The following is an 18,977-nucleotide window of genomic DNA, read 5'->3' as shown; positions in this document are numbered from 1 at the left end:
TGAGTACCGCCATGAATCCAGCCGCCGCGCCGCAATTGTCCGCGTCCGCCATCACCGCGCATTGCGCCAGCTCGGCCACGCATGTGGCCATCGAAACCGTCGACGAAACCGGCTCCACCAACGCCGACCTGCTGGCGCGCATCGGCAGCCTGCCTGGCCCGCTGCTGCGCATCGCCGCCAACCAGACGGCGGGACGCGGCCGCGCCGGCCGTTCGTGGCTTTCCAAACCCGGCGCCGCGCTGATGTTCTCCCTGACCTGGCCGTTCAAAGGACCGCTGCACCGGATCACCGGGCTGCCGATGGCGGTAGGCGTGGCGCTGGCCGAAACCATCACCGCGCTGGGCGTGCCGGTGCAGATCAAGTGGCCCAACGACCTGCTGCGCGACGGCGCCAAGCTGGCCGGCATCCTGGTCGAGACGCAAAAGACCGACGACGCCATCTGGGCCGTCATCGGCTGCGGCGTCAACCTGCTGATGCCGGATGAACTGGAAGCGCAGATTGGCCGCGAAGTGGCGAGCGCGCCATGGCTGGCGCAGATGGACCGCAACCAGCTGATGGCCGCCCTGCTCAGCCGCCTGGCCGCCGTGCTGGCGGAATTCGACGACACCGGCTTCGCCCCGTTCGCCGAGCGCTGGAACGCGCTGCACGCATGGCAGGGCAAGGAAGTGGTGCTGCTCGACCAGGGCGCCGTGGTGCAGCAGGGCCGCGCCGCCGGCGTCGACGACATCGGCCGCCTGCTGCTCGACACCGATGCCGGGCGCGTGGAAATCCTGTCCGGCGATGTCTCGCTGCGCTTATCCGGAGCACAACCATGATGTTACTGATCGACGCCGGCAACACCCGCGTCAAATGGGCGCTGGCCGCGCCGGGCGCGCCGCTGGGCCAGTGGATCGCCAGCGGCGCCGCCACCCACGCCGACATGCCGCAGCTGGAACTGGCATGGTGCGAGGCCTCGGCCATCAACCGGATCGACAGCATCCTGATCGCCAACGTCGCCGGCAACGCGCTGCGCGTGCAGCTGGAGTATGTGCTGCGGCGCTGCATCGGCGATGTCACGCCCGAGTGGTTTGCCTCGCTGCCGGCGCTGGCCGGCGTCACCAACGGCTACCGCAATCCGGCGCAACTGGGCTGCGACCGTTTTGCCGCCGCCATCGCCGGCCACGCGCTGGCGCCCGGCGTGCCGGTGGTGGTGGTCAACTGCGGCACCGCCACCACCATCGACGCGGTGACGGCCGACGGCGTATTCCTGGGCGGGATGATCCTGCCGGGCCTGGGGCTGATGGCCAGTTCGCTGGCGCGCAACACCGCGCAGTTGCCGCAGATCGCGCAAGACGGTAAGCTGCCCGACGGATTCGCCGACAACACCGACGACGCCATCCTGAGCGGCATCCTGGCCGCGCAGAGCGGCGCCATCGAGCATGCCTGCGCCGCGCACCGCGGCGCGGCATGCATCATCTCCGGCGGCGCCGCGCCCTACATCGCGCCGATGCTGAAAGTGCCGTACCGTAGCGTTGAAAACATCGTCTTGACCGGTCTACACGCCTCGAAGGAACATGCCTCGTGCTGAAGTTTATTTTCTGGTCCCTGCTGGCCGTGAATGCCGCGCTGTTCGCGTATGGACGCGGCTACCTGGGCAACTTCAGCGGCAACGAGCGCGAGCCGGAGCGCATGCTCAATCAGCTCAACGCCGACAAGCTGTCCATCATCTCGGCGGAGAAGGCCAGCCGCGCGGCGGAAGCCACGCTTGCCGCCATGGCCGAACCCAAGCCGGCGGCGCCGGTGCAGGCCTGCGTGGAAATCGCCAGCTTCGTGCTGGCCGACGCGCGCCGCTTCGAGGCGCAGCTGGAGCCGCTGAACCTGGGCGACCGCCAGTCGCGCCACAACATGCCGGGCACCGAGATATCGAGCTATATCGTTTATATTCCGCCGCAGGGCAGCAAGGAGGCCGCCGACAAGAAGGCCGCCGAGCTACGCGGCCTGGGCGTGAGCAGCTACTTCATCATGTCCGACAACACGCCGCTGCGCTGGGCGATTTCGCTGGGCGTGTTCAAGACCGAGAGCGCGGCGCAAAACCAGCTGGCGGCGCTGATGAAGCAAGGTGTGCGCACCGCGCGCGTGGCGCCGCGCCTGAGCGGCAGCAAGCAGCTCGGCTTCCAGTTCCGCGACGTCGATGCGGAGCTGAAGGCCAAACTGGAAAAAATCCGCGCCGGGTTCCCCAACGCGGAAATCCGCAACTGCAAATAACTAGCGCTGCACGACGATGGGCTTGAGGCCCAACGACGACGGCAGCCCTTGCGCCGCCTGCTGCGCCTCCTGGCGCGTGGCGAACGGGCCGCCGAACAGGCGGAACACCGAACCGCCCTGCACCACTTCCATGATGTTGAATTTCGCCCCCAGCTTGCTGCGCATCGCCTCCGCGTTTTCCGCGCGCGAGTAGGCGCCCAGTTGCAGGTAAAAGCCACCGGCGGCGGCCGGTGAGTTCGGCGCGGCATAATCGGCCGGGGCGCGGTCGGCCAGCATCAGCGACTCGATGTCCTTCGGCGGCGCGCTGGCCGGGGCGGCCGCGCCGCCCTGCGCCGATGCTGGCGCCGTCGGCGTCAGCACCAGCGGCGTATCGATCATCTTTGCCGTGACCGTCGGCGTTGGCGCCGGCGCACCCGGCTCGGACGACGGCAGGCGCTCCTTCGGTGCTTGCGTCAGGCGCGGCTTGGTGGTGCCGGACAAGCCTTCGCGCGTGGCCAGTATGCGCTCGATTTCCTCCGGCAGGATGCGTTCGATTTTCAGCTCGTGGCTCCCCTTGCCCAGCAGCCCCAGTTTCAGCGCCGCCGTGTACGACACGTCGATGGCGCGGTTGGCATGGAACGGTCCGCGGTCGTTGATGCGCACGATGACGGTGGCGCCGCTGACCATATTGGTCAGGCGCGCGTAGGATGGAATCGGCAGCGTCGGATGCGCTGCGGTCATCTTGTACATATCGTACAGTTCACCGGACGAGGTGCGCTGGCCATGGAATTTCTTGCCGTACCAGCTGCCGATGCCGATCTGCGTGAACGGTTCGTCGTCGGTGATCGGCGTGTAGGTCTTGCCGAACACCTTGTACGGGCGGTTGGAACGCGGCAGCAGCGGGTCGTTGCGCACATCGGCGTCCGGCGTGTCCATCAGGTTCTCCGGCGGCGCGTCGCCGGGGCCGTCGTCCTGGTAGTAGCCGCCGCGCCCCGAATTGGCCGGCGGCAGCGCCGGCAGCGAGGGATCGACCTTCTTCACCGTCGGCGGCTTGATCGACGACGGCGGAATCTGCACCGGGCGCGGCGTGCGATCCGCCACCGGCGCCGTGCCGCAGCCCACCAGCGCCAGCGCGGCGGCCAGCGCGCCCAGGTTGAGGAGATGGTTACGTCGGAGGCGCATTGCCATTCACCGTATCTTGTTTTTCCACTTTACTCTTGTCCTTCTCCTGCGGGCGCTTGCCCAGCAGGTAATAATCCAGCGCTTTGCGCGCAATCGGCGCGGCAGCTTCGCCGCCCTTGCCCGCGTTTTCCACCACCATGGCCAGCACGATGCGTGGCTGGTCGACCGGCGCAAAGGCGGTGAACAGCGCATTGTCGCGCAGGCGCTCGGCCAGCCTGGCGGCGTTGTACTTCTCGCCCTTGCGGATCGTGATCACCTGCGCGGTGCCGGTCTTGCCGCCCACCGTGTAACCCGCGCCGGCGAACACACGGTAGCCGGTGCCACCCGGCTCGCTGGTCACGCCGACCATGGCCTGCTTGATGAAATCAATGTTCTCCCGCCTGAGCGGGATGCGGTAGCTTTCATTCGTTACCGTCTGCCGGCGCGCATGCGACACGCCGTCTTCCACTGTTTTCACCAGGTGCGGCTTCATCACCACGCCGTTGTTTGCCAGATTGGCCACAGCGTGCGCAATCTGCAACGGCGTGTAGGCGTTGTAGCCGGAGCCATTGCTGACCGAGATAGTATCACCACCGACCCAACGGCCCGCCGCACCTTTGAAGCGCGCGCTTTTCCAGGCCGGCGACGGCAGCACGCCGGTCTTCTCGTTTTCCAGGTCGATGCCGGTCTTCTGGCCGAAGCCGAAGGGCCGCATGAAATCGTGAATCGCCTGGATGCCCATGTCGTGGCCCAGCTCATAATAGTAGGTGTTGCAGGAGACGATGATGGACCTGCGCATGTCCACCGTGCCATGGCCGCCGGGCACGTCGTCATTGAAGCGGTGCCCGCCCAGCATGTAGAAACCCGGATCGTAGGTCGTCTGCGATGGCGTGCGCTTGCCCAGTTCCAGCGCGGCCAGCGCCATGAACGGCTTGAAGGTGGAACCCGGCGCGTAGGTGCCGGACAGCGGGCGGTTGATCATCGGCCGGTCCGGCGAGTTATTCAGTTCATCCCAGCTTTGCGTGTCGATGCCATCGACGAACAGGTTCGGGTCATAGCCGGGCCGCGAAACGTAGGCGAGAATGTCGCCGCTGGACGGCTCGATCGCCACCAGCGCGCCGCGCCTGTCGCCAAAGGCTTCCTCGACGGTTTTCTGCAGCTCGATGTCGATCGATAGCACCAGGTTGCTGCCCGGACGGGCGGCGCTGCGCGACAGCGTGCGCACCGCGCGGCCGCCGGAGGTTTTTTCCACTTCCTCGTAGCCGGTCTGCCCGTGCAGCAGTTTTTCGTAGCTTTTCTCCAGCCCTTCCTTGCCGATATGGTCGGTGCCGCGATAGTTGGCAGCATCGTCGCCGGCGCTCAGCGCATCGGCTTCGGCACGGCTTATGCGACCGATATAGCCAACCACGTGCGACGCCGTCTCGCCCTGCGGGTACTGGCGGAACAGGCGCGCCTGCACTTCCACGCCGGGAAAGCGGAAATGCTGCGCGCTGAAACGCGCCACTTCCTCGTCGGTCAGGCGGGTGCGCAGCGGCACGCTCTCGAAGCCCTTGGCGTCTTCCAGCAGCTTCTTGAAGCGCCGGCGGTCCCTGGCGTCGATCGCCACCAGCCTGGAGAGTTCGGCGATGGTGTCGTCGAGCGATGCGGTCAGCCGGGATGGCGTGATCTCCAGCGTATAGGCCGAGTAGTTGCGCGCCAGGACCACGCCGTTGCGGTCCGTGATCAGGCCGCGGGTCGGCACGATGGGCACCAGCGAGATGCGGTTCTCTTCGGCCTTGACGGCATAGGCGTCGTGCTTGACCACCTGCAGCCAGACGAAGCGCGCCAGCAGCAGGGAGAAACACAGGAACACCAGTGCGCCCAGCATCGTGACACGCACGCGAAACGCGCGTATCTCGGCCTGCTTGTCGGTGAGCTCAGTCAATCACGTCTGCACCAGCTTGCGGTGCCGCTGGACGCTCATCAGAATGCCGCCAGCCAGGCCAAGCGTCACCAGCGCGGTGCCGCCGTAGCTCATGAACGGCAGCGGCACGCCGACCACCGGCAGGATGCCGCTGACCATGCCCATGTTGACGAAGGCGTAGGCAAAGTAAATCATCGTCATGGCGCCGGCCAGCAGGCGGGTGAACAGATTGGGCGCGTTCCCGGCGATCATCAGGCCACGGCCGATCAGCAGCAGGTACAGCACCATCAGGATCAGATTGCCCACCAGGCCGAACTCCTCCGAATACACGGCGAAGATAAAGTCGGTGGTGCGCTCGGGGATGAACTCCAGGTGGGCCTGCGTGCCATGGGTCCAGCCCTTGCCGGTCAAGCCGCCCGAGCCTACCGCGATGGTCGACTGGATGATGTGGAAGCCCTTGCCCAGCGGGTCGGTGGTCGGATCGATCAGCGTCATCACGCGCTCGCGCTGATAATCGTGCAACACGGACCAGATGATCGGCAGCGCGGCGGCGCCGGCGATGAACAGCGCCACCAGCGCTTTCCACGCCAGGCCGGCGAGGAAGATGACGCTGAAGCCGGCGGCCACCACCAGCAGCGCCGTGCCCAGGTCGGGCTGGCGCACGATCAGGCCGACCGGCACCGCCAGCAGCAGCGTCGCCACGCCGAACGACTGCCAGGTCAGTTGGCCGGAGCGGTTCTGGAAGTACCAGGCCAGCATCATCGGCGTGACGATCTTCATGAATTCGGACGGCTGGATGTCGATGCCGACATGCAGCCAGCGCCGCGCACCCAGCTTGATGATGCCGAACAGCGCCACGCACACCAGCAGGAACACGCCGGCCGTATAGGCCGGCACCGCGATCCGCATCATCAGCTGCGGCGAGATGTTCGACACCACCCACATCACGAAGAAGAACAGCAGGATGTTGCGCATGTGGTCTTCCATCTTGCCCGGAATGCCGATGCTGGCCGAGTACAGCGTGATCATGCTGACCGTCAGCAGCAGGACCAGGATGATGGTCAGCGGCACGTCGAAGACGGTAAAGTAAGGCCGCATTCGACGCCACAGCGAGCGTCTTTCGTGGATGCGCATGGTACAGGTGTCCTTATTGTTTCTTGCGTTCCGGCGTGGCCGGCTGCGGCGCCGGCGCGGCGGCCGGTGTCTGTGGTGTCTGTGGCGCGTTCGGCGCTGGCGCCGGCTGCTGCGCCTCGCGCGCGGCGGCGGCGGCTTCCGCTGCTTCCGGGTCTTCGATCGGCACGAATTCCGCCGCGTCCTCTTTCGGCACCTTGGTGGTTTCCTTGTCGGTCGGGCGCTTGCCCAGCAGGTAGAAGTCGAGCGCCTTGCGCGCGATCGGCGCGGCGATCTCCGCGCCCCAGCCGGCGTTTTCCACCACCATGGCGATGGCGATCTTCGGCTTGTCCGCCGGCGCGAAGGCGACGTACAGCGCGTTGTCGCGCAGGCGCTCGGCCAGCGCCGCCTTGTTGTACTTCTCGTTGGCCTTGATGCCGACCACCTGCGCGGTGCCGGTCTTGCCGCCCGAGGTATAGCCGGCGTTGGCGAACACGCGGAAGGCGGTACCGCCAGGTTCGCTGTTCACGCCGACCATCGCGCTTTTCACGATGTCGATGTTTTCCTGCTTGAGCGGGATGCGATAGCTTTCCTTCGGCACCGTGAGGCTGCGCGCGCGCGTGCCGCCGTCCTCGATGATCTTGACCAAGTGCGGCTTCATCACCACGCCGTCATTGGCCAGATTGGCCATGGCGTGGGCGATCTGCAGCGGCGTGTACGAGTTGTAGCCGGAACCGTTGGACACCGAGATGGTGTCGCCGCCGACCCAGCGCCCGGCGTTGCCCTTGAAGCGCTTGGCCTTCCACTCCTTCGACGGCAGCACGCCGACCTTTTCGTTATCGAGGTCGATGCCGGTTTTCTGGCCGAAGCCGAATGGCGCCATGAACTTGGTGATCGAGTCGATCCCCATGTCGTTGCCCAGCTGGTAGTAGTAGGTATTGCAGGAGACGATGATCGAGCGGCGCAGGTCGACGTTGCCGTGGCCGCCGACTTTATCGTCGCGGAACTTGTGGCCGCCGAGGTAGAAGAAGCCCGGGTCGGGATAGGCGGTGGCGGCGTTGCGCTTGCCCAGTTCCAGCGCGGCCAGCGCCATGAACGGCTTGAAGGTGGAGCCGGGCGCGTAGACGCCGGACAGCGGACGGTTGACCATCGGCCGGTCGAGCGAGGTATTGAGTTCGTTCCAGCTTTGCGTGTCGATGCCGTCGACGAACAGGTTGGGATCGTAGCCCGGACGCGAGACGTAGGCCAGGATGTCGCCGGTCTCCGGTTCGATGGCGACGAAGGCGCCGCGCCATTCGCCAAAGGCTTCCTCGACCACTTTCTGCAATTCGATGTCGATCGACAGAATCAGGTTATTGCCCGGCGTGGCGGGCGTGCGCGACAGCGTGCGGATGGCGCGGCCGCCGGCCGATACTTCCACTTCCTCGTAGCCGGTCTGGCCGTGCAGGTGCTTCTCGTAGCTTTTCTCCAGGCCTTCCTTGCCGATATGGTCGGTGCCCTTGTAGTTGGCCGAGTCGTCTGCCGCGTCGATGGCCTTGATTTCGGACTGGTTGATGCGGCCGATGTAGCCGATGACGTGCGACGCCGTCTCGCCCAGCGGATACTGGCGGAACAGGCGCGCCTGCACTTCCACGCCGGGGAAGCGGAAGCGCTGCGCGCTGAAGCGCGCCACCTCTTCGTCGGTGAGGCGGGTGCGCAGCGGCACGCCTTCGAAGCTTTTCGATTCGTCCAGCAGCTTCTTGAAGCGGCGGCGGTCCTTGACGTCGATCGACACCAGCTTGGACAACTCGTCGATGGTTTCGTCCAGCGTGGCATGCAGCTTGGACGGCGTGACTTCCAGCGTGTAGGCCGAGTAGTTGCGCGCCAGGAGCACGCCGTTGCGGTCGTAGATCAGGCCACGATTGGGCACGATCGGCACGATGGCGATGCGGTTCTCTTCGGCCTTGACGGCGAAGTCGTTGTACTTGATGACCTGTAGCCAGATGAAGCGCATCAGCAGCAGGCCAAAGCAGAAAAATACCAGGCCGCCTATCACCGTCAGGCGCAGGCGGAACTGCTGCAGTTCGCGCTGGTTGTCCTTAATTTCCGTCATGCTGTGCCGCTGTTCTAGATTGGGCGGGTGTGGTCGCGGTCCACCGCGCGGCGCTGAGGCGCCAGCAGCAGCCAGGTAATCACCGGCCACAGGACCGACGCCACGACGCTCTCGATGAAGTAGAACCAGCCGGGGAATTTACCTGAGACGAAGAAGCGCACCAGCAGCTGCACCAGATTGCGCCATCAGCAGCAGCGGGAAGACGTGCATGGCCTGGGTCCAGATCGGGAACCACAGCATGCGGCGGTGGATCATGATGGCGAAGTAGGACAGCAGCGTGTAGGACAATGCGTTCTCGCCGAGCAGCGTGGCGTCGTGGACGTCCATCAGCAGGCCAAGCACGAAGGCGGTGCCGATGCCGACCTTGCGCGGCTGGTGCACACCCCAGAACACCAGCAGCAGCGCCACAAAATCCGGCACGCCGATGAACTGGCCCCAGGGCAGCAGGTTCAGGAGGAAGGCGCAGAACAGGCTGAAGGCGATGAACAGCGGGCTGACCGGAAGCAGGATGTAGTGCGGGCGATTCATCGTGCCGGCTCCTTAATTTGGTTGGCGGGGACCGGCGCCTGCGCGGCCGGCGCGGTGGCTGCGGCAGTCGCAGGCGAGGTACGCGCCGCAGCCGGCGTTGCGGCGGCGGGTGGCTTAGCTGCGCCAGTGGCTTGCGCGGCCGGCTTGGCTCCGCCAGTGGTTTGCGCGGCCGGCGTTGCGGCGGCGGGCGACGTGTGTGTCGCGGCCGGCGTGGCTGCGCCGGCGGCTTGCGCGGCGGGCGCCGTTGCGGCGGCGTCGGTGACGGCCGGCTTGGGCGCTGGTGGCGGCGGCTGCACGGGAATCAGGCCGGGGGCGCCGTTGGCGGCCGGTGTGGCTGTCGCAGCGGCAGCGCCGGTTGGTGTAGCGGCGGCAGGCTGGCCCTCGCCCTCTTTCGGCGTATCCTTGACCGGCGCCATCTTGTTATTGCCCTTGCGCGGCGCGCGCGGCTCCTCGGCCGGCGGACGCGGAGGCAGTTCCGGCAACGACATCAAGATCAGCAACTGGGTATTGTTAGAAATGCCGGCCAGCGGCTGGCAGATCACGCCGCCGAACGAACCGCTAACGCTGCTCTCCACCTGCGTCACGCGCGCCACTGCCAGGCCGGCCGGATACACGCCATCGAGGCCGGAAGTAACCACGATATCGCCCACCTGGATATCCGCATTTGGTGCGGTAAAGCGCAATTCCAGATTGCCCGACTTGCCGCGTCCATACGCCACGCTGCGCAAGCCATTGCGAAGCAGCTGCACCGGAATCGCCTGCTCCTTGTCGGACAGCAGCGTCACCTCGGACGTGAACGGAAACACACGGGTCACCTGCCCCACCACGCCCTGGTTATCGATCACCGGCAGGCCCAGCGCCACATCATGGCGGCTGCCGCGATCAAGAACGATCTTGCGGCTATTGACGTCGCGCGCATCGTACAGCACCTCGGCCAGCATCGACTTCACCGGCACCTGCTGGCGCGCCTCGAACAGACGGCGCAGCTGCGCGTTTTCGACGGCCTGGAGCTGCGCCTGCTGCAAGGCTTGCGAATTGGCGATCTGCTGCGTCTTCAGCTCGCGCACCTGCTTTTCCAGCGACGACAGGGTAGAAAAATAATCGCCGACGCCGTAGATCGCGTCGCGCGGCAGCAAAGCCGCCATTTGCAGCGGATACAGTACGGTGGCGGCCACCTTGCGCACCATGACCAGGGTGCGCATATGCGAGTCGACCAACAGCAGTGCAATCGAAATGCATGCGAACACCATCATCTTGACGCGGGCCGAAGCGCCTTGCTTGAAAAGTGGCGGAGGACTGTATTCCATGACTTCCAAATAATCCGGCGCTCGCGCGCCAACGAGACTGTCAACTCACCCTAAAGAACCGGGGCCGCTGTTTGGCGGCCCCGGTCTAGTCACATCATTCGTAGGAGAAGATCGAGCCCAGTTGATCCATGCGCTCCAGCGCCATGCCCGAACCGCGCACCACGCAGGTCAGCGGATCTTCGGCCACCAGCACCGGCAGGCCGGTTTCTTCCATCAGCAGCCGGTCCAGGTCGCGCAGCAGCGCGCCGCCGCCGGTCAGCATCATGCCCTTCTCGGCGATGTCGGCGCCCAGTTCCGGCGGGGTTTGTTCCAGCGCGTTCTTAACTGCCGACACGATGTTGTTGAGCGGGTCGGTCAGCGCCTCCAGGATCTCGTTCGACGAGATGGTGAACGAGCGCGGAATACCCTCGGACAGGTTGCGGCCCTTGACTTCCATTTCCTTGACTTCGGAGCCAGGGAAGGCCGAACCGATGGCCTTCTTGATCGCCTCGGCGGTCTGCTCGCCGATCAGCATGCCGTAGTTGCGGCGGATGTAGTTGACGATGGCTTCATCGAACTTGTCGCCGCCCACGCGCACCGAACCCTTGTACACCATGCCGCCCAGCGAGATGATGCCCACCTCGGTGGTGCCGCCGCCGATGTCGACCACCATCGAGCCGGTGGCGTCGGAAACCGGCAGGCCGGCGCCGATGGCCGCCGCCATTGGTTCTTCGATCAGGTACACCTGCGAGGCGCCGGCGCCCAGCGCCGATTCGCGGATCGCGCGGCGCTCCACCTGGGTCGAGCCGCACGGCACGCAGATGATGATGCGCGGCGAAGGACGGAAGAACTTGGAATCGTGCACCATGCGGATGAACTGCTTCAGCATTTGTTCGGTGACGGTGAAGTCGGCGATCACGCCGTCTTTCATCGGGCGGATCGCCTCGATGTTGCCTGGGACTTTGCCCAGCATCTGCTTTGCTTCTTTACCAACTGCCTGAATGGTCTTCTTGCCATTCGGGCCGCCTTCCTGGCGAATCGCCACCACCGAAGGTTCATCCAGAACGATGCCTTGGCCGCGAACGTAGATCAGGGTATTGGCCGTGCCCAAGTCAATGGCCAGGTCGGAGGAAATGTAACGACGTAAAAAACCAAACATTAAAGTGTCCTGTGGCGCCACCAGCGTGCGCGTAAACCGTTGAGTAAAAAATTCTGTCCGAAATGCGGCGGCAGCAATGATTCAGCGCCGACAACGCATCAACCCGCCATTCTACCTTATAATTTGACTGCGATTTATCGAAAATCCACCCAAAAGTGTGATGCCTGAGACCGCGATTTAAGCGGCATTCGTCGGCAATTGCCGGCCAATAGGCAGAATTTCAAGTTTTTTATCAATATCACAATAAGCCCGCGCCATGTCCCTGACCTTAACCGACGTAACCCGCATTGCCAAACTGGCCCAACTTGAGATGAACGAGCAGCAAAGCGCCACCGCGCTGGAGCAGCTGAACGGCATCTTCGCGCTGGCCGAAGAGATGCAGGCGGTGGACACCGACGGCGTCGCCCCGCTGAGTCACCCGCTGGCGGCGCACATGAACAACATCGCGCTGCGCCTGCGCGAAGACGTGGCCGCCGAACCGAACCGCCGCGACGACTACCAGGCCGTCGCGCCGAAGACCCAGGACGGCCTGTACCTGGTGCCGAAAGTGATCGAATAACACGCCGCCGTCATTCCCGCGCAGGCGGGAATCCATACTGAGTCAGCGTTCTATGGGTCCCCGCCTGCGCGGGGACGACGCTGTAACAATGAATTGAAACGCCATGCACACCAAAACCATTAAAGAGCTGTCCGCCCTCCTGCAAAGCAAAGCGATCACCGCCACCGAACTGGCCACGCACTTCCTCGACCGCATCGAGAAAAGCGACCTGAACGCCTTCCTGCACGTCGACCGCGACCTGACCCTGGCCCAAGCCGCCGCCGCCGACGCGCGCATCGCCGCCGGCACCGCCACGCCGCTGACCGGCGTGCCGATCGCCCACAAGGACATTTTCGTCACCAAGGGCTGGCGCTCGACCGCCGGCTCGAAGATGCTGGCCAACTACGTCAGCCCGTTCGACGCCACCGTCGTTGAAAAGTTCCAGCAGGCCGGCATGGTCACGCTGGGCAAGCTCAATTGCGACGAATTCGCCATGGGCTCGGCCAACGAAAACTCGGCCTTCGGCGCGGTAAAAAACCCGTGGGACAAAAGCGCCGTGCCGGGCGGCTCGTCGGGCGGCTCGGCCGCCGCCGTGGCCGCGCGCCTGGCGCCGGGCGTCACCGGCACCGACACCGGCGGCTCGATCCGCCAGCCAGCCTCGTTCTGCGGCATCACCGGCATCAAGCCGACCTACGGCCGCGTCTCGCGCTTCGGCATGATCGCCTTCGCCTCGTCGCTGGACCAGGGCGGCCCGATGGCGCAGACCGCCGAAGACTGCGCGCTGCTGCTGAACGCCATGGCCGGCTTCGACGAACGCGACTCGACCTCGCTGACGCCGGAACTGGGCGGCGTGGACGAAGACTACACCCGCGAGCTGGGCCAGCCGCTGACCGGCCTGCGCATCGGCGTGCCGAAGGAATACTTCGGCGAAGGCCTGTCGAAAGACGTGGAAGACGCGGTGCGCGCCGCGCTGGCCAAGTACGTGGAACTGGGCGCGACGCTGGTCGATATCTCGCTGCCGAACACCAAGCTGTCGATCCCGGCCTACTACATGATCGCGCCGGCCGAAGCCTCGTCCAACCTGTCGCGCTTTGACGGCGTGCGCTACGGCTTCCGCGCCGAGGGTTACAAGGATCTGCAGGACATGTACCGCAAGACCCGCGACCAGGGCTTCGGCAATGAGGTCAAGCGCCGCATCATGGTCGGCACCTATGTGCTGTGCCACGGCTACTACGACGCCTACTACCTGAAGGCGCAGAAGATCCGCCGCCTGATTGCGCAGGACTTCGAGAAAGTGCTGAACGGCCCGGACGCCGTCTGCGACGTGATCATGGGACCGGTGGCGCCTACCGTGGCGTGGGACCTGGGCGACAAGTCGGACGATCCGGTGGCCGCCTACCTGGCCGACATCTACACGCTGTCGACCAGCCTGGCCGGCTTGCCGGGCATGTCGATCCCGGTCGGCTTCGGCGCCAAGGACCGCCCGGTCGGCCTGCAGATCATCGGCAAGCACTTTGGCGAGGCCAGGCTGCTCAACGTGGCGCACGCATATCAGCAAGCGACCGACTGGCACACCCGCGCTCCGGCCGGCATCTAAGAACAACCACCGTCGTTCCCGCGCAGGCGGGAACCCATGCTGAGTATGGATTCCCGCCCGCGCGGGAATGACGGGCACACTAAGCGAGAATAATATGGAATGGGAAGTCGTCATCGGTATTGAGAACCACGTACAGCTCACTACCGCATCTAAAATCTTCAGCGGCTCGCCGACCACCTTCGGCGCAGAAGCCAACACCCAGGCCAGCCCGGTCGACCTGGCGCTGCCCGGCGTGCTGCCGGTGATGAACAAGCAGGCCGTAGACCGCGCAATCCGCTTCGGCCTCGCCGTCGGCGCCAAAATCGCGCCAGCCTCGATCTTCGCCCGCAAAAACTACTTCTACCCTGACCTGCCGAAGGGCTACCAGATCAGCCAATTCGAAGACCCGGTGGTACAAGGCGGCGCCATCACCTTCGGCTACGACAAGGACGGCGAATTCGTCACCAAAACCGTCAACCTGACGCGCGCCCACCTGGAAGAAGACGCCGGCAAATCGCTGCACGAAGACTATGCCGGCATGTCAGGCATCGACCTGAATCGCGCCGGCACGCCGCTGCTGGAAATCGTCTCCGAGCCGGAGATCCGCAGCGCCGCCGAAGCGGTCGCCTACTGCAAGGCGCTGCACTCGCTGGTGATGTGGCTGGGCGTCTGCGACGGCAATATGCAGGAAGGCTCGTTCCGCTGCGACATCAACGTCTCGGTGCGTCCGAAAGGCCAGAAGGAATACGGCACCCGCTGCGAAATCAAAAACCTGAACTCCTTCCGCTTCATCGAGGAGGCCGTGCACGTCGAAGTGCGCCGCCAGATCGAGCTGATCGAGGACGGCGGCAAGGTGGTGCAGGCGACTCGCCTGTACGACCCGGATCGCAAAGAGACGCGCGAAATGCGCAGCAAGGAAGACGCGCAGGACTACCGCTACTTCCCGGACCCGGACCTGCCGCCGCTGGTCATCTCCAACGCCTGGATCGAACAGGTGAAAGGCACCATGCCGGAACTGCCGGCCGCGATGCGTGAACGCTTCGTCAGCGAATACGCGCTGCCGGAATATGACTCGCTGGTGCTGACCGCATCGAAAGCCATGGCCACCTACTTCGTCGCCGTGGTGGACGCCGCCGGCAAGGACAACGCGAAAGCCGCCGCCAACTGGCTGATGGGCGACGTCTCGTCGACGCTGAACCGCGAGGGCGTGGACATCGCCGACGCGCCGGTAAAACCTGCGCAATTGGCGCTGATGCTGAAGCGCATCGCCGACGGCACCATCAACAACAAGACCGCCAAGGAACTGTTCGGCGACATGTGGGCAGCGAAGTCGGATGACGACAACCTGGTCGACGCGCTGATCGAATCGAAAGGCCTGAAGCAGATCTCCGACACCGGCGCGCTGGAAGCCATCGTCAACGAGGTCATTGCCAATAACGCCAAGTCGGTCGAGCAGTACCGCGCCGGCAAGGAAGCAGCGATCAACGCGCTGATCGGCCAGGCGATGAAGGCCTCGCGCGGCAAAGCCAACCCGGCGCAGCTCACCGAGCTGCTGAAGGCCAAGCTGGCCGGCTAAAACCCCAAGGACGCTACGGCGTCCTTTTTCACACAAGGCACCCAGCGATGACACGCGCTCCGGGAATCGATCTGCTGCGCGCATGCGCCATCGCTGCGGTAATGCTGTACCACGTCAGCAGCCATGGCATTCCCATGCCGGCGCTGGTGGAACATGGCTGGATGGGCGTCGACCTGTTCTTTGTGCTCAGCGGCTACCTGATCGGCTGGCAGTTGTTGCGCGCTTACGCGCAGGGCGAGCAGCCGCAGTGGCGCCGCTTCATGGTGCACCGCGCGCTGCGCATCCTGCCAGCCTACTACGCAGTACTGGCGCTGTACGTAATGCTGCCGTCGCCCGAAGGCGGCGCGCTGCAACCGCTGTGGAAGTACCTCACATTCACGCTCAATCTCGCGCCGGACTGGCGCCAGGGCGCAGCGTATTCGCACGCCTGGTCGCTGTGCGTCGAAGAGCACTTCTACCTGCTGTTCCCTTTGGCCGCCTGGCTGCTGGCACGCCGCCTCAACGCGCGCCGCGCGATCATGCTGGCGGTGGCGCTGGTCGCCGGCGGCATGCTGCTGCGCGGCTGGCTGTGGCACACGCGTGTCGAACCGCTACTCGCCAATGACGCCGGCGCGGCGATGCACGCCTTCATCAGCATGATCTACAATCCGACCTATGCGCGGCTCGACGGCCTGCTGATGGGCGTAAGCCTTGCCGCGTGCCGCGCCTTCCGACCCGCGTGGTGGAACGCGCTGCTGCGCCATGGCCGCATGCTGCTGGCTGCGGGCGTCGTCGTGCTGGCCGCCTGCACACAGATAGCGCTGGACCGCGCGGCCGGCGCCATCCTGATGTTCCCGCTGGTTGCCCTCGGATGCGCGCTGCTGCTGGCCGGCGCCATCAGCCCTGCCACGTGGATAGGACGCCACCCAGTGCCCGGCGCCCGGCCGCTGGCGATGCTTGCCTTCAGCCTCTATCTGACGCACAAACAAGTCTACGCCTGGCTTGACGGCCTGCTGCCGGCGCTGGGACAGGACATGCCGCTGGCCGCCCTCGCCGTCTACCTCGCCGCATCGCTGGCGGCGGCGGCGCTGCTCTACTTTGCCGTCGAACGTCCCGGACTACGCCTCAGATCTGCCGTGTGCTATCCTCAGCCATCGTCCATCCATCGCGCCCCGTCATGAACCTTGCACCCCGGCTGTATTATGCCATTACGCTCAGCGCGACGCCGTTGTGCGGCGCGCGCGCGGACAACGGCTGGGATGGCGTGGGCATCGTATTCGGCTTCGGCGTGGTACCGCTGCTGGTGTTGCTGGCCGCATTCCTCCTCAGCCTCTTCATCACGCGCGCGCCGTGGCTGCACAAACTGTGGATGGCGATCGCCATCGCCGCCACGGTACTGTTGCAGGTGATCTTGCTGGCGTCACACACCATCAACCCGCCGATCTACACCGTGGTTCTGCTTTGGTTACTTCCCGCCGCGGCGTGGTGGGGAAGCGCTACATGGCTGCGTCGCCGCTGACCTTACAGCCGCAGACGTCGCCGGCTTGGTAACGCTGTCGACGCCCTCCACATATCGTCCCGGTTCTGACATCTTATGGCTTGATCATGGCCGGAAAGCGCACGCGCCTGCCCGGGCAGTTTTCAGCCTGCATGTCCAATCAGCATGCCAAACGCGGAGCCATCGCCGGCCACGTAGCGGATGTGAGGTATCGCCTTGCCGGTACTACTGTCCTCACCGACTTCATACCATTGGGAGCGCTCCCTGAACAGGAGCCAGTATTGCGGCCCCGCGGCGATAAGCGGGCTTGCCAACGGATTAACGGTCGATCCATGCCAGGATGTCGGCAAAGATCTGCTCGCGATTGAGCTCGTTGAAGTTTTCGTGGAAGTTTTGCGGGTGGCGCTGATAGGTCAGCAGATGCGCCGGCACCGACTTCAGCATCGCCTCGGCCGCGTCGGCGTCGGCCAGCTTGTCGTCGCCGGCCACTACCGCGAACAGCGGCTGCGTCCACTGCGGCATGCGCGCGTCCAGCCTTTGCTGGGCCGCCGTCAGCGCGTTGCCGAAACGGACCGTGATTTCGGTGGCGCGGATGCCGTCGCGCTCATCCTGATAGTGGCGTTCGGTGATGGCGCGGTCGTGTGTCAGCTGGTGCGTGAGCGAGGCCAGCGGCACCTTCATGCGCGGCGCCAGCGCGCCCAGCACGCCGGACAGCGCCAGCAGCAGCGGCGACACCTTGATGGCGTTGACGTAATACGGCGACGACAGGATGAAGCCTTTCACCACCGCGTCGCCGGCGAAGCCGCCCAGCGCCAGGTGCGTGGCGATCAGCGCGCCCATCGAGTGGCCCATCACGTACACCGGCAAGCCGGGATACTGCTGCTTCACCCAGCGCAGGAACAACTGGCTGTCGTCGAGGAAGACATGGAAACTGGGGATGTCGACGCGGCGCGCGTCCTGGTGGCCGCACAGGTCGTAGGCCACGGTGGCAATGCCGTGCTGGCGGAAATAGCGCGCCGGCGTCACATAGTCGCCGCCGTGCGCCATGCCGCCGTGGATGGCGAGGATGACCGCGCGCGGCGCGGCCGGCTCCCACACGTGCACGCGGCGCGGAACGCCCTGCGCTGCGGTGAATTCGGTCAGCCGGTCCTCGCCAAACCGCATGTTGCGGGTCAGGCGGTGATGCTGAGATTGATGCCCATCTCGACCAGCATGGCCATGTCGGCCAGCGACAGGTCCAGTGACGGGACGTCCGCGCCCTGTTCGCACGGGAAGGAAATGCGCAGCTCGGCGTCGACGTCGGAACGCTCGAAGTGAATGCCGCGCGCACGGCACTCGCCCAGGTAGAAACGGATTTGCTTCAGCAGCTCGGTCGGGTTCTGCTCGGTGCCGATGGCCACGTAGAAACCCGAGTCGATGCGTACCCGGCCGTTGGGCTTGACGTCGCCCTTTTGCCAGTCGCCGTGCGGCTCGGTTGGCAGGCCGTCGCGGACGTCCGCCAGGCCTTCCGGGTCACCGTGCACCTTCAATGTTGCGATATTCATGGTCTACCTTATATGGGTCTCCTACCTTCAGGAAGGTTACACCATAGAAATATCAATGTCTAGCAACGTAGCCAATCAGACAATGCCGTACTGGCTGCGGTAGGCAGCCACGGCGTCCTTGTACTGCGCCAGTTGCGGGTCGGCGCCGGCGCCGTTGAGGAAGCCGAACAGGTCGTCGAGGTTGCCGATGGAAATGACCGGAATGCCATACTTCTGCATCACTTCCTGCACCGCCGACAGGTCGGAAATCTGGCCGTCCTTGCCGCCGCGCTCCATGCGGTCCAGCGCGATCAGCACGGCGCATGGCTCGGCGCCGGCGGCGCGTATCATTTCCACCGATTCGCGCACCGAGGTGCCGGCCGAGATCACGTCGTCAATGATGACCACCTTGCCCTGCAGCTTGGCGCCGACGATGGTGCCGCCTTCGCCATGGTCCTTGGCCTCCTTGCGGTTGAAGGCGAACGAGGTGTTGCGGCCCTTGCCGGCCAGCGCCACGGCGGTGGCCGAGGCCAGCGTGATGCCCTTGTAGGCGGGGCCGAACAGCATGTCGAACTGCACGCCGGAGTCCAGCAGCGTCTGCGCGTAGAACTGCGCCACCTGGGCCAGCGTCGCGCCGTCATGGAACAGGCCAGCGTTGAAGAAGTACGGCGATTGGCGCCCGGCCTTGGTGGTGAACTCGCCGAAGCGCAACACACCGCTTTTTACCGAAAACGCAATAAATTCCTGACGTAAGTTTTCCATGATGCCTCATTTCTTTAAAGTGCCGGTATTTTACCGCTACACTAGCGCATTCCGTTATTTCTG

General features: G+C 65.0%; 17 protein-coding genes and 1 pseudogene. 8 read left to right on the top strand and 10 right to left on the bottom strand.

Features of this window, described 5'->3' with window-relative positions:
• The first annotated feature begins 11 nt into the window (after positions 1-11).
• The 3 genes from ACRQ5J_RS05540 to ACRQ5J_RS05530 are packed head-to-tail and all read left to right on the top strand — an operon-like array spanning position 12 to position 2,244.
• Positions 12-815: a biotin--[acetyl-CoA-carboxylase] ligase gene (locus ACRQ5J_RS05540; RefSeq protein ID WP_432381650.1), complete on the top strand. Its 804-nt coding sequence runs from the start codon at positions 12-14 to the stop codon at positions 813-815.
• Positions 812-1,567, top strand: a complete 756-nt coding sequence (locus tag ACRQ5J_RS05535; protein ID WP_432381648.1) for a type III pantothenate kinase — start codon at positions 812-814, stop codon at positions 1,565-1,567. The genes ACRQ5J_RS05540 and ACRQ5J_RS05535 overlap by 4 nt, the downstream gene beginning before the upstream one ends.
• Entirely contained in the window at positions 1,561-2,244 is a 684-nt protein-coding gene (locus ACRQ5J_RS05530) for an SPOR domain-containing protein (protein WP_432381646.1), read from the top strand. Before ACRQ5J_RS05535 ends, ACRQ5J_RS05530 begins: the two co-directional genes overlap by 7 nt.
• On the opposite strand, the gene ACRQ5J_RS05525 is transcribed toward ACRQ5J_RS05530, so the two are convergent.
• The 7 genes and pseudogenes from ACRQ5J_RS05525 to ACRQ5J_RS05495 all read right to left on the bottom strand — a co-directional run bounded on the left by ACRQ5J_RS05525 (position 2,245) and on the right by ACRQ5J_RS05495 (position 11,462).
• Positions 2,245-3,405 carry a septal ring lytic transglycosylase RlpA family protein gene (locus ACRQ5J_RS05525; RefSeq protein ID WP_432381644.1) on the bottom strand — a complete coding sequence of 387 codons (1,161 nt, stop codon included), beginning with the start codon at positions 3,403-3,405 and terminating at the stop codon, positions 2,245-2,247.
• Entirely contained in the window at positions 3,389-5,251 is a 1,863-nt protein-coding gene (gene mrdA / locus ACRQ5J_RS05520; RefSeq protein ID WP_432383595.1) for a penicillin-binding protein 2, read from the bottom strand. Before mrdA (ACRQ5J_RS05520) ends, ACRQ5J_RS05525 begins: the two co-directional genes overlap by 17 nt.
• A gap of 57 nt (positions 5,252-5,308) precedes the next feature.
• A complete protein-coding gene (gene rodA / locus ACRQ5J_RS05515) occupies positions 5,309-6,421 on the bottom strand; it encodes a rod shape-determining protein RodA (protein WP_432381642.1) in 1,113 nt (370 codons plus the stop codon).
• Positions 6,422-6,434: 13 nt separating this feature from the next.
• Positions 6,435-8,489 (bottom strand): penicillin-binding protein 2, encoded by a 2,055-nt coding sequence (mrdA, locus tag ACRQ5J_RS05510; RefSeq protein ID WP_432381640.1) that lies wholly within the window; start codon positions 8,487-8,489, stop codon positions 6,435-6,437.
• 14 nt (positions 8,490-8,503) lie between these two features.
• Positions 8,504-9,017: pseudogene (gene mreD, locus ACRQ5J_RS05505) on the bottom strand (rod shape-determining protein MreD).
• Positions 9,014-10,324, bottom strand: a complete 1,311-nt coding sequence (mreC, locus tag ACRQ5J_RS05500; protein WP_432381638.1) for a rod shape-determining protein MreC — start codon at positions 10,322-10,324, stop codon at positions 9,014-9,016. The pseudogene mreD and the gene mreC overlap by 4 nt, the downstream one beginning before the upstream one ends.
• Positions 10,325-10,418: 94 nt before the next feature.
• A complete protein-coding gene (locus tag ACRQ5J_RS05495) occupies positions 10,419-11,462 on the bottom strand; it encodes a rod shape-determining protein (RefSeq protein ID WP_072789105.1) in 1,044 nt (347 codons plus the stop codon).
• Positions 11,463-11,718: 256 nt separating this feature from the next.
• Here ACRQ5J_RS05495 and gatC point away from each other — a divergent pair, with 256 nt between their 5' ends.
• The 5 genes from gatC (at position 11,719) to ACRQ5J_RS05470 (ending at position 16,650) form a co-directional block, all read left to right on the top strand.
• Complete coding sequence (gene gatC / locus ACRQ5J_RS05490; protein ID WP_432381636.1) at positions 11,719-12,021, top strand: Asp-tRNA(Asn)/Glu-tRNA(Gln) amidotransferase subunit GatC; 303 nt, start codon at positions 11,719-11,721, stop codon at positions 12,019-12,021.
• Between the two features lie 103 nt (positions 12,022-12,124).
• Positions 12,125-13,597: an Asp-tRNA(Asn)/Glu-tRNA(Gln) amidotransferase subunit GatA gene (gene gatA, locus ACRQ5J_RS05485; protein WP_432381634.1), complete on the top strand. Its 1,473-nt coding sequence runs from the start codon at positions 12,125-12,127 to the stop codon at positions 13,595-13,597.
• A gap of 67 nt (positions 13,598-13,664) precedes the next feature.
• Positions 13,665-15,152 carry an Asp-tRNA(Asn)/Glu-tRNA(Gln) amidotransferase subunit GatB gene (gene gatB, locus ACRQ5J_RS05480; protein WP_432381632.1) on the top strand — a complete coding sequence of 496 codons (1,488 nt, stop codon included), beginning with the start codon at positions 13,665-13,667 and terminating at the stop codon, positions 15,150-15,152.
• Positions 15,153-15,199: 47 nt separating this feature from the next.
• Positions 15,200-16,312: an acyltransferase family protein gene (locus ACRQ5J_RS05475; RefSeq protein ID WP_432381630.1), complete on the top strand. Its 1,113-nt coding sequence runs from the start codon at positions 15,200-15,202 to the stop codon at positions 16,310-16,312.
• A complete protein-coding gene (locus ACRQ5J_RS05470; protein WP_432381629.1) occupies positions 16,309-16,650 on the top strand; it encodes a hypothetical protein in 342 nt (113 codons plus the stop codon). The genes ACRQ5J_RS05475 and ACRQ5J_RS05470 overlap by 4 nt, the downstream gene beginning before the upstream one ends.
• Before the next feature lie 297 nt (positions 16,651-16,947).
• Here the strand turns inward: ACRQ5J_RS05470 and ACRQ5J_RS05465 are convergent, their stop codons facing one another.
• The 3 genes from ACRQ5J_RS05465 to pyrE all read right to left on the bottom strand — a co-directional run bounded on the left by ACRQ5J_RS05465 (position 16,948) and on the right by pyrE (position 18,914).
• On the bottom strand, positions 16,948-17,793 hold the full coding sequence (locus ACRQ5J_RS05465) for an alpha/beta fold hydrolase (RefSeq protein ID WP_432381627.1): 846 nt from the start codon (positions 17,791-17,793) through the stop codon (positions 16,948-16,950).
• An 8-nt stretch (positions 17,794-17,801) separates the two neighbouring features.
• On the bottom strand, positions 17,802-18,173 hold the full coding sequence (locus tag ACRQ5J_RS05460) for a hypothetical protein (RefSeq protein ID WP_432381625.1): 372 nt from the start codon (positions 18,171-18,173) through the stop codon (positions 17,802-17,804).
• A gap of 75 nt (positions 18,174-18,248) precedes the next feature.
• The gene (pyrE, locus tag ACRQ5J_RS05455) at positions 18,249-18,914 is read right to left on the bottom strand and encodes an orotate phosphoribosyltransferase (RefSeq protein WP_432381623.1); all 666 of its coding nucleotides are present in this window, start codon (positions 18,912-18,914) and stop codon (positions 18,249-18,251) included.
• Positions 18,915-18,977: the final 63 nt, after the last annotated feature.

Origin of the sequence: Duganella sp. P38 (genome assembly GCF_050859475.1) — a bacterium.
In the GTDB taxonomy this organism is placed as follows: Bacteria; Pseudomonadota; Gammaproteobacteria; order Burkholderiales; family Burkholderiaceae_D; genus Rugamonas.
Note: the sequence above shows the minus strand (reverse complement) of the source record. Positions and strands in the feature narration are given on the sequence as shown.

Excerpts from the sequence above, each read along its gene's own strand:
- ACRQ5J_RS05540 (WP_432381650.1), top strand. The coding sequence starts at position 12 with ATGAATCCAGCCGCCGCGCCGCAATTGTCCGCGTCCGCCATCACCGCG.
- mreC (WP_432381638.1), bottom strand. The coding sequence starts at position 10,324 with ATGGAATACAGTCCTCCGCCACTTTTCAAGCAAGGCGCTTCGGCCCGC.
- ACRQ5J_RS05475 (WP_432381630.1), top strand. The coding sequence starts at position 15,200 with ATGACACGCGCTCCGGGAATCGATCTGCTGCGCGCATGCGCCATCGCT.
- ACRQ5J_RS05460 (WP_432381625.1), bottom strand. The coding sequence starts at position 18,173 with ATGAATATCGCAACATTGAAGGTGCACGGTGACCCGGAAGGCCTGGCG.
- ACRQ5J_RS05470 (WP_432381629.1), top strand. The coding sequence starts at position 16,309 with ATGAACCTTGCACCCCGGCTGTATTATGCCATTACGCTCAGCGCGACG.
- pyrE (WP_432381623.1), bottom strand. The coding sequence starts at position 18,914 with ATGGAAAACTTACGTCAGGAATTTATTGCGTTTTCGGTAAAAAGCGGT.
- gatB (WP_432381632.1), top strand. The coding sequence starts at position 13,665 with ATGACGGGCACACTAAGCGAGAATAATATGGAATGGGAAGTCGTCATC.
- ACRQ5J_RS05525 (WP_432381644.1), bottom strand. The coding sequence starts at position 3,405 with ATGCGCCTCCGACGTAACCATCTCCTCAACCTGGGCGCGCTGGCCGCC.
- ACRQ5J_RS05495 (WP_072789105.1), bottom strand. The coding sequence starts at position 11,462 with ATGTTTGGTTTTTTACGTCGTTACATTTCCTCCGACCTGGCCATTGAC.
- mrdA (WP_432381640.1), bottom strand. The coding sequence starts at position 8,489 with ATGACGGAAATTAAGGACAACCAGCGCGAACTGCAGCAGTTCCGCCTG.
- gatA (WP_432381634.1), top strand. The coding sequence starts at position 12,125 with ATGCACACCAAAACCATTAAAGAGCTGTCCGCCCTCCTGCAAAGCAAA.
- gatC (WP_432381636.1), top strand. The coding sequence starts at position 11,719 with ATGTCCCTGACCTTAACCGACGTAACCCGCATTGCCAAACTGGCCCAA.
- rodA (WP_432381642.1), bottom strand. The coding sequence starts at position 6,421 with ATGCGCATCCACGAAAGACGCTCGCTGTGGCGTCGAATGCGGCCTTAC.
- ACRQ5J_RS05535 (WP_432381648.1), top strand. The coding sequence starts at position 812 with ATGATGTTACTGATCGACGCCGGCAACACCCGCGTCAAATGGGCGCTG.
- mrdA (WP_432383595.1), bottom strand. The coding sequence starts at position 5,251 with ATGCTGGGCGCACTGGTGTTCCTGTGTTTCTCCCTGCTGCTGGCGCGC.
- ACRQ5J_RS05465 (WP_432381627.1), bottom strand. The coding sequence starts at position 17,793 with ATGCGGTTTGGCGAGGACCGGCTGACCGAATTCACCGCAGCGCAGGGC.